Here is a 12,831-nt window from a genome sequence, read left to right as displayed (position 1 = left end):
TTTATTATTTTTCGTCGGAAAAGTCACTATTCTTCAGGACATACTCAATTTCATCTTGTGCCAGAGCATGCAGTTTGGCACGGAATACGGTCACGGCTTGCTCAATCAAACCCTCGGCTTCGAGCTCCAGTCGCACACGGACACTTTCTAGCTCAGACAGAATTTGCTGATCGTCAACCATGACCGTTTGGCCACGTGCATAGTCAACACTTGGCTGCTCTGGATTGGTCTGATAGCGTTCAGTCTGTTGAGCAATTTCCTGATCGATATGGCCACGTAGTGCAACGAGGTTCTCCGTCTGTTGTTCAAACTGGCGTGCTTCATCGGCTTGTAGTTGCGCTGCATAAGCCGCTTCAGCTGCACGTTTTTCAGCTAAAGCTTGTTCCAAAGCCTGTTGCTTGCGAATCCGTGCTTGTTCAATCAGTTCCGCTTTGAGCTCTGCATAGGCTTGATCAATTCGTTGTTGAGAACCTTGTTGAGCGGTTTCTTCGTGTTGAGTCCAATTTTGAATCGACGTTTGTGGTAATAATAGATCACAGATACGTGCTAAATCGTCCTGATAGGTCTGACGAACAGCCTCAGGTGCATTTAACCAACGTTTTTTAAAGTCCTGACCTACATTTAATGCCACAAGACACTCCTCAAATGATGTTCTTGGTTGCTGGGTTATAATTTAAATGTTCGAGCTTCAATGCCTAAACGACGATACATTTTAAATTTTTCCCGCCCGATTTGTTTCGCAGCTTCATTATTTTCAATAATCTCGATAATGTGGCGAAAATCTTGAGTTTGTTCAAGTGCATGATTGTTAAAATTAAACACGATCCAATCACTGGACGGGGGGAGTTCTGCCGAAATACAGACAGGACTCGTCACTTGATCGATACCGTGTGGAATGAAACTGACCGGATCAAAGCGCCAAAGCAGTTCATCCAGTTCAGTTTGTAAATCTGCATCTGTGCAATACCACCAAATCTGGGGGTGTTGATTTAGAATCTTCCGACATAAACGGCAAGCACTTTCGACTTGCCGTTCTGTACTGTTTTCAAAGAGATAAAAGCTGATTTGCGCCATGTTTTAGTTTTTCGTTGCAACACGATTAGCTAAAAACTGCATCAATAGCGGTACTGGGCGACCCGTTGCACCTTTGGCTGTTCCAGATAACCACGCTGTGCCAGCAACATCAAGATGTGCCCAACGATAATCACGAGTGAAACGCTCCAAGAAACACGCTGCTGTAATTGCACCGCCATAAGGTCCGCCAATATTGGCAATATCAGCAAAAGGCGAGTCGAGTAATTCTTGATACTCTTCCATCACAGGCATACGCCATACACGATCCAGTGACTGTTCACCTGCGTGTTGCAACGCTTGTGCCAGTTCATCATCGGGTGTGAATAAGCCGCTAACGACTTTCCCTAGCGCAACCACGCAAGCGCCTGTCAGTGTCGCGATATCAATCACCAACGCAGGATTAAAGCGTTTAATGTAGGTCAGGGTATCACACAGCACCAAACGACCTTCGGCATCAGTATTGAGGATTTCAATGGTTTGACCGCTCATACTGGTGACAATATCACCCGGACGAGTGGCATGGCCTGATGGCATATTTTCAGCCGCTGCAATCGCTCCCACCACATGAATCGGCAGTCGAGCTTCACAAAGCGCTTGCATGGTGCCCAATACAGAGGCAGCACCACACATATCAAATTTCATTTCATCCATGCCTAAGCCAGGTTTTAATGAAATACCACCAGTATCGAAGGTCACACCTTTACCCACAAGTACGACAGGAGCCTGCTCAATTTGGGCATTGTATTCTAGTGTGACAATACGACCTGGACGATCTGAACCTTTGCTGACCGCAAGGAAAGCATACATGCCCAAATCCGCCATTTGCTGTTCATCCAACACAGTCACTTTTAACAAGTCTGGATATTGTGCAGCAAGAGCAACTGCTTGATCGGCCAAATATTCAGGGAAACAGATATTCCCCGGACGGTTACCCAAATCACGGGCATAGCTTTGACCCGTCTGTACCGCTTGAAGCAGATTTAATTGTGATTCATCCAAAGTTGTTTGATTGGCGATCAGGTGAATGGTGTCTAGGATAAATTCATTCTTTTTCGATTTGAATTCGTCATAGCCATAAGCCGCTTGGGTGAGGCTGAGTACAAAGAGAGAATGTAAATCTGTCGGAAGGGCAGACAGATCAACGCTAATTTGTTTAAATTTATTTTGTGATGATTTGATAATGCTTTGTGCAAGTTTTGCTAATTTTGTCGCTTTCAACTCGGTACTTTTTCCAAGTCCGAGGAGTTGTGCATTGGCTTGAACGGCAATATTTGCAATCAGGGGCAAGTTTTCGTTAAATCCTGCCTTGAACTGCGTTGCATTGAGTGTTTCTTCTAGATGATTGATTTGATAAGTATTTAAGTTCTGTTGTAATTGTTCTGAATCAACCAAAATCCACAAAGATTCGCTAGACGCCTGAGCTGGGAATGCGTTTTGAAGTGTAAATTTCATTGTTTGTATAGAACCTGGTGAGCAAAAAAGAAAGAGAAGTCCATTAAACACTTTCGGATATGAGGTTGCAATCCGCAACAAGCGATAGGTTTTATATTTTTAACATTCGGGTAAACTAGCGTTACCTTCAATTGGTCTTTTTGGAAGTATTACTTTGATTATTCGGCGTTATCTCGTCAAACAAGTGGTTTCGACATCTCTCGTGGTCATTGGTTTATTAACCTTGATTATGATGGGTGGTCGTTTAATCAAGTATTTTGGCGTTGCGGCTCAAGGCCGCTTAGATGCAGGGATTTTATTTAGCATTATTGGCTACCGCCTGCCTGAGTTTTTGACGTTAATTCTTCCTTTGGGCTTCTTCATTGCATTGATGCTGGTATTTGGTCGTCTTTATGTTGACCATGAGATGGCAGTTTTAAATGGCAGCGGTGTCAGTCGGAATCAATTGGCTCGGTTATTGTTACCTATGACACTGGTGTATCTGGTGGTACAAACCAGCCTGATGCTTTGGATGGGACCATGGGGCTTAAGAGAGTTTGAAAAACTGACCAGCACCCAGGCCGTCCGAACGGGTTTTGATTTGGTGAGACCTAAAGAGTTTATTTCTTCTGGGCCATATACCATTTATGCAGGTTCATTGTCCGAAGACCGTAAGAATCTTAAAGACATTTTTTTCTACCAAAAAGCCAAGCAAGAAGATAAACCTGATGTCATGATTCTGGCCAAAGAGGCGACCCGTGTCGAAGTTGCCAATGACACGGCGAATGTTGTGGATTTGGTGCAAGGGCGCCGTTACGAGATCTATCCAAACCAGCCACGCTATACTCAGGCTGAGTTCCAGTCGTACCGTTTACGTCTGGAAAGTGATAAAGATGTAAAATTTGAAAGTGATGATGTGGAAGCCCTGCCCATGTCTAAATTATGGCAGCAACGTGATGATTCGGTGGTACGTAGTGAACTGGGTTGGCGTGTCTTCGGGCCATTTATCATCATTGTTGCCTTGATGCTTGCCGTTGCATTGTCAGAGGTGAGTCCGCGGCAAGGGCGTTATTATCGCCTGATCCCTGCTATTTTTATTTTTGCCAGTTTGATTGTGGTGATGATTGCGATTAAAACCCGAATCAGTAAAGAAGAATTAGATATTTGGGCTTATCCTGTAGTGCTTTTGGTTTATGCAATTGCTGCAGCAATTTTCGCGCGTAAACAGAAATTGGCACCAAAACTTAAGAAAAGTATTCAGCGAGTGGGGTTGTAATGTTAGCACGTCGAATAGTCGCCAAACATGTGACAAAAACCACTGTTCTCGCAATGTTGGGAACTACGTTGGTACTGTCTTTCTTGCAAGTTTTATTTACCTATCTGGGTGAGCTGGGCTCGCTAAAACCGAATTATAATGCTTGGCAAGCGTTCCTGTATGTGATGTGGGGTGCACCACATTATCTGTATGAAATTCTGCCTGTTGCGGCATTAATCGGTTCTGTTCTGGGGCTGGGGGCGCTTGCATCGAATAGTGAATTGATTGTGATGCGTTCGGTCGGCATTAGCCTCTGGCGGATTGTCGGCTGGGTGATGCGCTCAGCATTACTGTTAATCGTCCTATCTTTTGTCTTGAGCGAGTGGGTGATTCCCTATACCAATGAACAGGCACAAAGTATTAAGAAACAACGCAGTGTCGCTGCGCTGGGAGAAGTAAAAGGCTATTGGTCACGTGAAGGGCAACGCTTTATTTATATTGATTATGCCAATTCACAGGGTCAGTTGCGTAATATTCAAACCATCGATTTTGACCAGAATTATCGCTTGCAATCTTTTGTGAGCGCAGAAAAGGGACAGTTCCTTAAAGATGGAGAGTGGGTGTTATCGCAGTCCCATCAAGTCGATTTATTGGCGCAAGGTGATGCCATTAAAACTGATCATGAACAGCAGTCACTTGGTTTGGCTTTACAGCCAAAATATGTGCATATGGTGACATTAGATCCGGAAGATTTATCACCTAGCCAATTGATTAGTTTCATGCGTTATATGGAAGAATATAGTCAGGTACCCAAGACCTATGAACTGGCTTTTTGGCAGAAAATCACCGCACCGTTTTCTTTAATTACACTGGTCTTGATTGCCTGCTCCTTTATTTTTGGCCCGTTGCGCCAACAGTCGATGGGTTTCCGTTTAGTAATTGCATTATTTACTGGGTTAGGTTTCTTCTATTTACAAGATTTCTTGGGTTATGCCAGTTTGGTTTATGCACCATCTCCAGCATGGTTTGTGCTCTTGCCTGTAGTGCTGATCTTTATGATTGGTAGCTATCTGCTCTATCGGGCACGCTAATCTTGATGGACAGCCTCTATGATCGGTATTGATGAAAGCCATCGAGAGATCATAGAGAATTCGATTAAATTTCGGTAAAATAGACCGATCAAATGACAAACAGAGAGTCCATTATGACGGATGCAAATGCTGGCAAAATTCCTCACGTTCTGGTAATCATGGATGGTGTAGGACATCGTGAAGCTGTTGATGATAATGCTTTTTTAGCGGCAAAAACGCCAAATCTTACAGCGATGAAAGCCAAGCATCCAAATAGTCTAATCTCGGGCTCAGGTGAAGATGTTGGCTTGCCTGATGGTCAAATGGGTAATTCTGAAGTCGGTCATATGAATCTCGGTGCTGGTCGTGTGCTATATCAGGATTTCACCCGAATTACCAAAGATATCCGCACAGGTGCTTTTTTTGAGCATGAAGTGTTAGTGGATGCGGTTGAGAAAGCCAAAGCTGCGAAGGGTGCTGTGCATGTGATGGGCTTGTTGTCAGAAGGTGGCGTACATTCGCATGAAGACCATATTGTGGCGATGTGTGAATTGGCCTTAAAACGTGGTGCAACTGTTTATTTGCATGCCTTTTTAGATGGTCGTGATACCCCACCCCGCAGTGCAAAACCCTCATTAGAAAAATTAGATGCTTTATTTGCACAGTATCCAAATCAAGGGCGTATCGTGTCGATGATTGGTCGCTACTTTGCGATGGACCGCGATAATCGCTGGGACCGTGTTGAACAAGCCTATCGTTTAATGACGGAAGGTGAAGCAGTCCGTGTTGCTAATTCCGCAGTTGAGGGCTTGGAACTTGCCTATGCCGCGAACGAAAATGACGAATTTGTCAAAGCAACCCGCATTGGTGAAATTGCCAAAGTCCAAGACGGCGATAGCGTTGTCTTTATGAATTTCCGTGCCGATCGCGCGCGTGAAATTACCCGGGCCTTTGTGGAAAAAGATTTTGCAGGTTTTGAGCGTAAAGTCGTACCTAATTTATCGAAGTTTGTGATGCTGACTCGTTATCAAGCCAGCATTGATGCACCTGTCGCTTATATGCCAGAAGAGCTGAAAAACTCGATTGGTGAATATTTATCAGATTTAGGCAAAACCCAATTGCGTATTGCTGAAACTGAGAAATATGCACATGTCACCTTCTTCTTTAGTGGTGGTCGTGAAGATGAATATCCTGGTGAAAAACGGATTCTGATCCCGTCTCCGAATGTTGCAACTTATGATTTAAAACCAGAAATGAGTGCTTATGAAGTCACGAACGAGTTGGTGAATGCAATCAATTCAGGTGAGTTTGACCTATTGGTCGTGAACTATGCCAATGGCGATATGGTTGGACACACCGGCGTATTTGATGCTGCAGTGAAAGCAGTTGAAACGGTCGATACCTGTCTTGGTCGTGTTTATGATGCCGTGATGGCAAACAAAGGGCATATGTTAATTACTGCAGATCATGGTAATGTAGAGCAGATGCAAGACTATGACAGCGGACAAGTTCATACCCAGCATACCACTGAATTGGTGCCATTTATTTATGTGGGACCAACACAAGCAACGATTGCCGAAGGTGGTGTACTGGCTGATGTTGCGCCAACATTACTCCATTTGATGCACATTCCTGTACCTTCTGATATGCAAGGCAAGAATTTAATTACTTTAAAATAAGGTGAAGCAATGACCCAGCACAACAACATTTACCGAGCGATCTGTGCAAGTTTGTTGATGTGTTGGGGCCATAGTCTTTTTGCGGCGCCTGTAACACACGCTTCGGGATGGGGTGATGAGGCGCCTGCTCAAAATGCAGAAGTCCCGATTGAGTCGATTCAACAGTTTGTGCAGATCTATGGCATTGTCAAAGATAACTATGTTGATAAAAAATCGGATGATGCTTTATTTCAACAAGCAATTAAAGGTCTGGTCAGTGGTCTGGATCGTTATTCCCGTTATTTATCTGCAGAAGAATATCGCCAACTGATTCAATATACAGAAGGTGATCTCGCCTCCGTCGATTTTAATTTAAATTATGATGCCCATGCCAAGTCTTGGCAGATTCAAGATTTAAAAGCAGGTTCGGACTCGAGCAAGTTGGGTCTGCACAATGGGCAAGTGATTCTCAAGGTCGATAATCAGGAACTGAAGAGCTTAAACCAAGATCAGGTTCAAGGTTTACTTTACGGTTCAATCGGTAGCACTTTACAGATACAGCCAGACAATAATAGCAGTACGGTGATTTTGGTTCGCAATAAAAAAGTTGAAACTGATATAGAACCTGTTCTGTTACACAATCAGGTCTTGGTGCTGAAAATACGTGTTTTTCAACAAGATACTGCCAATGAAATTAAACGTTTGATTGAAGAGTATAGTTCTACCAAGCTAAAAGCGGTGGTATTTGATTTGCGTAATAATCCAGGTGGTTTACTTTCGGCTTCGGTTGAAGCGGCCGATTTATTTTTAAACCAAGGGATTATTGTCACCACTAAAAGCCGTTCAGAAGGCGATCAGCAATTCCAAGCGTTACCCTCTAATGAATTTCAGAACATGAAATTAGGCATTTTGATCAATCGACGTTCCGCTTCTGCGGCTGAGGTTTTTACCGCAGCAATGAAGGAACATAAACGTGCTTGGGTGGTGGGTGAGACCAGTTATGGTAAAGGCGTGGTACAAAAGCTCTTTCCTTTACCGAGCGGTGCGGCGTTACAAATGACGGTTTCGCATTACTACACGCCCAATGGCAATATGATTGAAGGGCAAGGGATTCAACCCAATCAAATTGTTCCCTTAACAGCAGAAATGAAAGAGGATGCTTACCTCGAACATGTAACTGACTTGGTATTGAAAAGTCGTTATTAAAAAAACATTTTTAAAAATAAGGCCCCTGAAAATCGGGGCCTTGTTTTTGGTTATTCTTCGTCTTCGGTATCCAAGCCGAATTTTTTCAGCCGATAACGTAACGAACGGAAAGTCATACCTAACTTTTTCGCTGCTAACGTCCGATTCCAATGGGTCAGGTTGAGTGCATTGAGGAGAATTTCTTTTTCAATATTTTCTAAATAACGCTCCAAGCCTTCAGGTGGAAGTTTTTTCGAGCTCAGTGTCGTGCTGGCAGAATGTTGAACTGGTTCAGCTTCTTCTGCAGGCGTAGCCGAAAATGAAGCGGCTGGATTGGCCAGTGTGCTCCGCAAAGGCGCGGTCTGTAAATGTGCCAAATCAATGTTGTCATCATCACTAAGGGTAATGGCACGCTCAATAATATTGCGTAATTCCCGCACATTCCCAGGGAAATACTGTTGCAACAAAAATTGTTCAGCACGTGTAGAGAGCGATTTTGCGGGTAGATCCCATTCTTGGCTAATCTTTTGAATAAAGTGGTTGGCCAACAGCAAAATATCTTGCCCACGCTCACGTAAAGGTGGCAGTACGATATCCATCACATGAATACGGAAGAACAAATCTTGACGGAAGCGGCCTTGCTGAACCAACAGCTCTAAATCTTGATGACTGGCACTAATCACACGAAAATCTACATCAATTTCTTGATCCGAACCCACTGGACGAATTTTCTTTTCCTGAACAGCACGCAGCAGTTTGACCTGCATATTTAACGGTAATTCAGCAATTTCATCTAAAAATAAACTACCACCGTGAGCAGACAGAATTAAGCCTTGCTTATCCTGAGTTGCGCCTGTGAAGCTACCTTTTTTGTGTCCAAACAGCTCACTTTCCATCAACTCGGTTGGAATTGCACCACAATTGATGGCAATAAAAGGCCCTTCACTGCGATTACTTAGGCGGTGCACAAGATTCGCTACCACTTCTTTACCTGTGCCTGACTCACCAGTAATGAACACTGGGGCTTGGGAGCGTGCAATTTTCTTTAAAGCAATGCGCAGTTGTTGAATGGGTGCGGAACGTCCGATTAATAGCTTGTTTTCTAAGGCTGTTTCTGCTGCTTCTTGCTCAGGCTGCGGACGGTTCAGTGCTTTCTGGATCAGTTGATCCAAATGCATTTGGTTGACAGGTTTGCTGACAAAATCGAATGCACCTGCTTTGAGTGCAGCAATCGCGATATCCATATTGCCATAAGCTGTTAATACGGCAATTGGCGTGTTGGGATAGTTTTGAGTTACATGTTTGACCAGATCCAAACCATTTCCATCAGGAAGATTTAAATCTGTTAAACAGGCATCATACTGGAATTCAGTAAAGAATTTTTTAGCCTGTTCGACCCGATAGGCGAGATGTGTTTTAATGCCCATCCGCGCCAGCGTCATCTGCATTAAAAGACATAAATCTTCTTCGTCGTCTACCAATAAGACGAGTGGTTGTTTTGTTGCCATTTCCCCGAGAAACCTAATCTAATCAATGAATTTTTGAGCATTCAATCCTGAAGCATGCTCCTTGTTGTCGCTCTATATAGGTGAGCTTTGCATGATTTGCCTCACAAAAAGTATGAGACAGGTACAATCCTAAACCAGTTCCTTTAATTTCGGTACTAAAAAATGGTTTGAATAGCTGAGAAATATCTCGTTTTGAGACACCCGTCCCAAAATCGATGACATCGATACAGCTTCGTCCATCTTTTAGCTGGACTTCAACTTCAATATAAGGAGCATCGGTCGAATTATGTCGTAATGCATTTCGAATTAAATTAATCAGCACTTGGCGTAATTGTTTTTCATCAAAGAGAATGCTGAGTTGTTCCGTCTGTTTTAGTTGAATACGATGTTTGGCATCGGCAAGATCTTCATTCAGCAAACTTTCCAAGAAAGGGCTGAGCTCAATGATTTGAGGCTCTGTTGGCTTATTGCGTGCCATGGCGAGTGTATCTTGCACAATATTATCAATGCGTTTGGCTTGCTTGCTGATCATGTGAGACAGCATGTTCAGTTGGTGGGTGTCGCTGTCTTTTAATAAACTATTGGCCTGTACAATAGCCGCCAATGGATTGCGAATTTCATGGGCAATACTGGCAGAAAGTTGACCCAAGGCGGCCAGTTTGAGCTGTTGAACTTGTTGTGTCAGTTTTTGTGCATCTTTTAAAACTAATAATACCAGGGCTTGTTCTGGTACAAGCAGGTGTTTGACCCGAACATTGATGGTATAGGGGCTCTGTTGTGACTCAAAACTGAACTCTTCACCATCTTCCAGATTGCTGAATTGGATCAATTCAAACAAGTCAGGCTGTAATTTGATCAGTGGTGTCTTTTCCAAAGAGGTCGGCAGATGAATCCCTAACAGGGTATTGGCTGCAGGATTGGTTAAAACAATATGATTGCTTTCATCAAGAACCAAATAGCCGTCTTCAATCTGTTCAAGAATATAGCGGTTAATATTCTGTAGTTGATGAATCTCGATTGACTGATTGAATGTCAGGGTTTCTAAGATTTTAAAGCGTTGTACGGCAATGCGGCCAATGGCATGCACAACGAAAAACAAAAAGGCTAGAAAAATACTATTGCTGAGATGCGTTAAATTATTGGCATCAAAGAAGTCACCTAAAAAGCGTTGGTAAACTACCATGATGACTGCAAATAAAGTAATGATCAGTGAAAGATGTGCATTGAGTAAAATCGCAGAAGAAAAAATAATAATGACATAAAGTAGGCTCAACTGCAGATTAGGGCCACCCGAAGCAAACGTAATTAAACTGAGACCAATTACGTCGATTAGAAAAATAAAAATCAGTTGCTTCGAGGTCTGTATCGGAACAAGCTGTAGTAAAGCGAGCTGAAAGATATTGAATGCGATATAGCAAATTAAAGTATAGAAATATAAAAAGGGGTAAACATAATTACCCGAAAGTTGCTCGGCAGTCAGTAAATAAATTAAAAGCAGGCTAACGGCAATAATAAGCCGATAGCCACTATACCAAACGCCTAACCGATAGATGGTCTGAGAGACCGATGTTGCTATTTTCCCTAACATAGGCGATGACTATTATTCTAGATGTATTAAGGTTTAATGAGGCCATAACGAATCGCAAGATGAGTTAGCTTGACGTCACTGTCAATTGCCAATTTTTCAAAAATACGATAGCGATAAGTATTTACGGTTTTCACGCTGACAAATAGTTTGTCTGCAATTTCTTGTGCACTGATACAATTGACGACCATCATCGCCACTTGCATTTCACGTTCTGACAAGGCATCAAATGGAGATTGCTGGGTATCTGAAAGATAAGAGCTGGCGAGCTGTTCAGCAATATCTGCACTGAAGTATTTTCCGCCCTGCATCACTTTATTAATGGCGCGCACCATTTCTGTAATAGGTGCCCCTTTGGTGATATAGCCTTTTGCACCGGCTTTCAAGAGCAAAGACGGGTAGGGTTCTTCCGCAAGACCACTGACTGCAATCACTTTAGTTTCAGGTACACTTTGCAACAAGCGACGGGTCGTTTCAACACCGCCTATACCTGGCATATTAACATCCAAGAGCACCACTTGAGGGTGTTTCTGACGCACCAAAGCAATCGCTTCTTCCCCCGATTCTGCTTGTCCAATCACCTCTACATCAGGGTGGTCTTCCAACATACGACAAATCCCTGTGCGCACGAGTTCATGATCATCAACAACGAGAACAGTGATCAAGAAGACCTCCTTTTTTTCAAAAAAACTGGTTTTTTGTTACATAAAGCAAAATTAGCTTGCAATGAAACGACAAAATTAGCAATCCTATTCTTCGTTTTTAGCGAATAGTTGTACACAATTGTGTCTATAAAAGCTTTACCCGATTTGTTCAAATGTAAGGCATAATGGTGTTAAGCGCAAATGTGCAGCGTCCTGAGTTGAGTATTGTGTCGTGAAAAATTCTAAAAAATCTATCATGCATGTTTTAAGCATGTCTATCTTGTTGGCCTGGAGCTCAACAAGTTTTGCTGAACTGGTTGTGAATAACAATCCAGCTTCTTCGCGTGTGAGCGGTTCAGCTTCGATGAATTGGTCTGCAAGTGATGCTAGTCAGTTGATGGAAGATGATGATCCGCTAGAAATTAGTCCGCAAGGTTCAACGTCTGTTACCACAACTTTGCGTAATGGTAGTTCGTCAACCATCACCTCTTCAACGGCGCCACAGTCGTCGACACAAATTCGCGATACTTTCGGGTATAGCAGCCAACCTTCAGTCAATGCACGTGCTGCCTTGGTGATGGATGCACAGACCGGCGAGGTGCTGTACAGTAAAAACAGCAACATGTCGGTTCCAATTGCGTCGATTACTAAATTGATGACTGCTGTGGTGACTGCTGATGCGCGCTTAAACATGTCAGAAGAAATCACGCTGGAATCGATTGATTTCGCTGGTGCAGGTGGCAAGAATTCAAGTTCGACCTTACGCGCGGGCGATACCATGAATCGTGCAGAAGCACTTTTATTTGCTTTGATGAAGTCTGAAAATCCTGCGGCGGCCGCTTTAGCGCGGACTTACCCAGGTGGACGTCCAGCCTTTGTTGCAGCAATGAATGCCAAAGCGAGGCAATTGGGCATGACGTCTACACGTTATGCTGAATCTACAGGTTTAGATCCGCACAATGTTTCATCTGCACGTGATTTAGGGATTCTGGTCAGTACTGCTTCGCAATATGGTTTGATTCGCCAATTTTCAACCACGCCAACCTATGATTTCAATTTAGGTTATCGTGTACTGAAATCAAATAATACCAATGCATTGGTTCGTAATGGTGGCTGGAACATTAACCTGTCAAAAACAGGCTATATCAATGAAGCGGGACGTTGTGTCGTCATGCACACCACGGTGAATTCACGTCCAGCTGTTGTTGTCTTATTGGGTGCACCAAGCTCACAAGCTCGTAATAGTGATGCAACCAACCTATTGACATGGTTAAGCAGTTTGCCAAAACGCGTTTAATCTAGATGAATGTTAAAAAAAGCTCTTCTGTTATGAAGAGCTTTTTTTATGCGTGCTACAAAGAATACAGCTTGTATTCAGATAAAAAAACCAGTTGCGAGCAACTGGTTTTTTTACTTGCAAA

11 protein-coding genes are annotated in these 12,831 nt (G+C 43.2%); 5 read left to right on the top strand and 6 right to left on the bottom strand.

Translation table 11 applies throughout. The features are described 5' to 3' along the window. Positions 1 to 4: 4 nt before the first annotated feature. The 3 genes from Aba26S_RS09985 to Aba26S_RS09975 are packed head-to-tail and all read right to left on the bottom strand — an operon-like array spanning position 5 to position 2,526. The gene (locus Aba26S_RS09985; protein WP_005240239.1) at positions 5 to 631 is read right to left on the bottom strand and encodes a hypothetical protein; all 627 of its coding nucleotides are present in this window, start codon (positions 629 to 631) and stop codon (positions 5 to 7) included. A 35-nt stretch (positions 632 to 666) separates the two neighbouring features. Further along, positions 667 to 1,074, bottom strand: a complete 408-nt coding sequence (locus Aba26S_RS09980; RefSeq protein ID WP_005240238.1) for a DNA polymerase III subunit chi — start codon at positions 1,072 to 1,074, stop codon at positions 667 to 669. A gap of 3 nt (positions 1,075 to 1,077) precedes the next feature. Beyond that, positions 1,078 to 2,526 (bottom strand): leucyl aminopeptidase, encoded by a 1,449-nt coding sequence (locus tag Aba26S_RS09975; protein WP_005240237.1) that lies wholly within the window; start codon positions 2,524 to 2,526, stop codon positions 1,078 to 1,080. 154 nt (positions 2,527 to 2,680) lie between these two features. Between Aba26S_RS09975 and lptF the strand changes: the two genes are divergently transcribed. The 4 genes from lptF to Aba26S_RS09955 all read left to right on the top strand — a co-directional run bounded on the left by lptF (position 2,681) and on the right by Aba26S_RS09955 (position 7,694). After that, a complete protein-coding gene (gene lptF, locus Aba26S_RS09970) occupies positions 2,681 to 3,781 on the top strand; it encodes an LPS export ABC transporter permease LptF (RefSeq protein WP_005240236.1) in 1,101 nt (366 codons plus the stop codon). Further along, on the top strand, positions 3,781 to 4,851 hold the full coding sequence (gene lptG / locus Aba26S_RS09965) for an LPS export ABC transporter permease LptG (protein ID WP_005240235.1): 1,071 nt from the start codon (positions 3,781 to 3,783) through the stop codon (positions 4,849 to 4,851). Before lptF ends, lptG begins: the two co-directional genes overlap by 1 nt. A 113-nt stretch (positions 4,852 to 4,964) precedes the next feature. Then, a complete protein-coding gene (gene gpmI, locus Aba26S_RS09960) occupies positions 4,965 to 6,509 on the top strand; it encodes a 2,3-bisphosphoglycerate-independent phosphoglycerate mutase (protein WP_005240233.1) in 1,545 nt (514 codons plus the stop codon). Between the two features lie 9 nt (positions 6,510 to 6,518). Continuing rightward, a complete protein-coding gene (locus Aba26S_RS09955; RefSeq protein WP_005240231.1) occupies positions 6,519 to 7,694 on the top strand; it encodes a S41 family peptidase in 1,176 nt (391 codons plus the stop codon). A 50-nt stretch (positions 7,695 to 7,744) separates the two neighbouring features. Here the strand turns inward: Aba26S_RS09955 and Aba26S_RS09950 are convergent, their stop codons facing one another. Genes Aba26S_RS09950 through Aba26S_RS09940 form a run of 3 tightly spaced genes read right to left on the bottom strand, consistent with a single transcriptional unit; the run spans position 7,745 to position 11,431 of the window. Continuing rightward, a complete protein-coding gene (locus tag Aba26S_RS09950; RefSeq protein WP_005240229.1) occupies positions 7,745 to 9,181 on the bottom strand; it encodes a sigma-54 dependent transcriptional regulator in 1,437 nt (478 codons plus the stop codon). A 22-nt stretch (positions 9,182 to 9,203) separates the two neighbouring features. Continuing rightward, a complete protein-coding gene (locus tag Aba26S_RS09945; protein WP_005240227.1) occupies positions 9,204 to 10,769 on the bottom strand; it encodes a PAS domain-containing sensor histidine kinase in 1,566 nt (521 codons plus the stop codon). 26 nt (positions 10,770 to 10,795) lie between these two features. Continuing rightward, positions 10,796 to 11,431 (bottom strand): response regulator, encoded by a 636-nt coding sequence (locus tag Aba26S_RS09940; protein ID WP_005240224.1) that lies wholly within the window; start codon positions 11,429 to 11,431, stop codon positions 10,796 to 10,798. Between the two features lie 211 nt (positions 11,432 to 11,642). On the opposite strand from Aba26S_RS09940, the gene pbpG reads away from it, so the two are divergent. Beyond that, on the top strand, positions 11,643 to 12,707 hold the full coding sequence (gene pbpG, locus Aba26S_RS09935) for a D-alanyl-D-alanine endopeptidase PBP7/8 (protein WP_128568544.1): 1,065 nt from the start codon (positions 11,643 to 11,645) through the stop codon (positions 12,705 to 12,707). Positions 12,708 to 12,831: the final 124 nt, after the last annotated feature.

The organism is Acinetobacter sp. NBRC 110496, assembly GCF_000876115.1.
In the GTDB taxonomy this organism is placed as follows: Bacteria; Pseudomonadota; Gammaproteobacteria; order Pseudomonadales; family Moraxellaceae; genus Acinetobacter.
The sequence above is the reverse complement of the archived record's forward strand: the minus strand, read 5'-3'. Positions and strand labels throughout refer to the sequence as shown.

What these genes read in the sequence shown, in the direction of transcription:
- lptG (WP_005240235.1), top strand. Translation starts at nt 3,781, where the DNA reads ATGTTAGCACGTCGAATAGTCGCCAAACATGTGACAAAAACCACTGTT.
- gpmI (WP_005240233.1), top strand. Translation starts at nt 4,965, where the DNA reads ATGACGGATGCAAATGCTGGCAAAATTCCTCACGTTCTGGTAATCATG.
- Aba26S_RS09980 (WP_005240238.1), bottom strand. Translation starts at nt 1,074, where the DNA reads ATGGCGCAAATCAGCTTTTATCTCTTTGAAAACAGTACAGAACGGCAA.
- Aba26S_RS09955 (WP_005240231.1), top strand. Translation starts at nt 6,519, where the DNA reads ATGACCCAGCACAACAACATTTACCGAGCGATCTGTGCAAGTTTGTTG.
- Aba26S_RS09950 (WP_005240229.1), bottom strand. Translation starts at nt 9,181, where the DNA reads ATGGCAACAAAACAACCACTCGTCTTATTGGTAGACGACGAAGAAGAT.
- Aba26S_RS09975 (WP_005240237.1), bottom strand. Translation starts at nt 2,526, where the DNA reads ATGAAATTTACACTTCAAAACGCATTCCCAGCTCAGGCGTCTAGCGAA.
- Aba26S_RS09945 (WP_005240227.1), bottom strand. Translation starts at nt 10,769, where the DNA reads ATGTTAGGGAAAATAGCAACATCGGTCTCTCAGACCATCTATCGGTTA.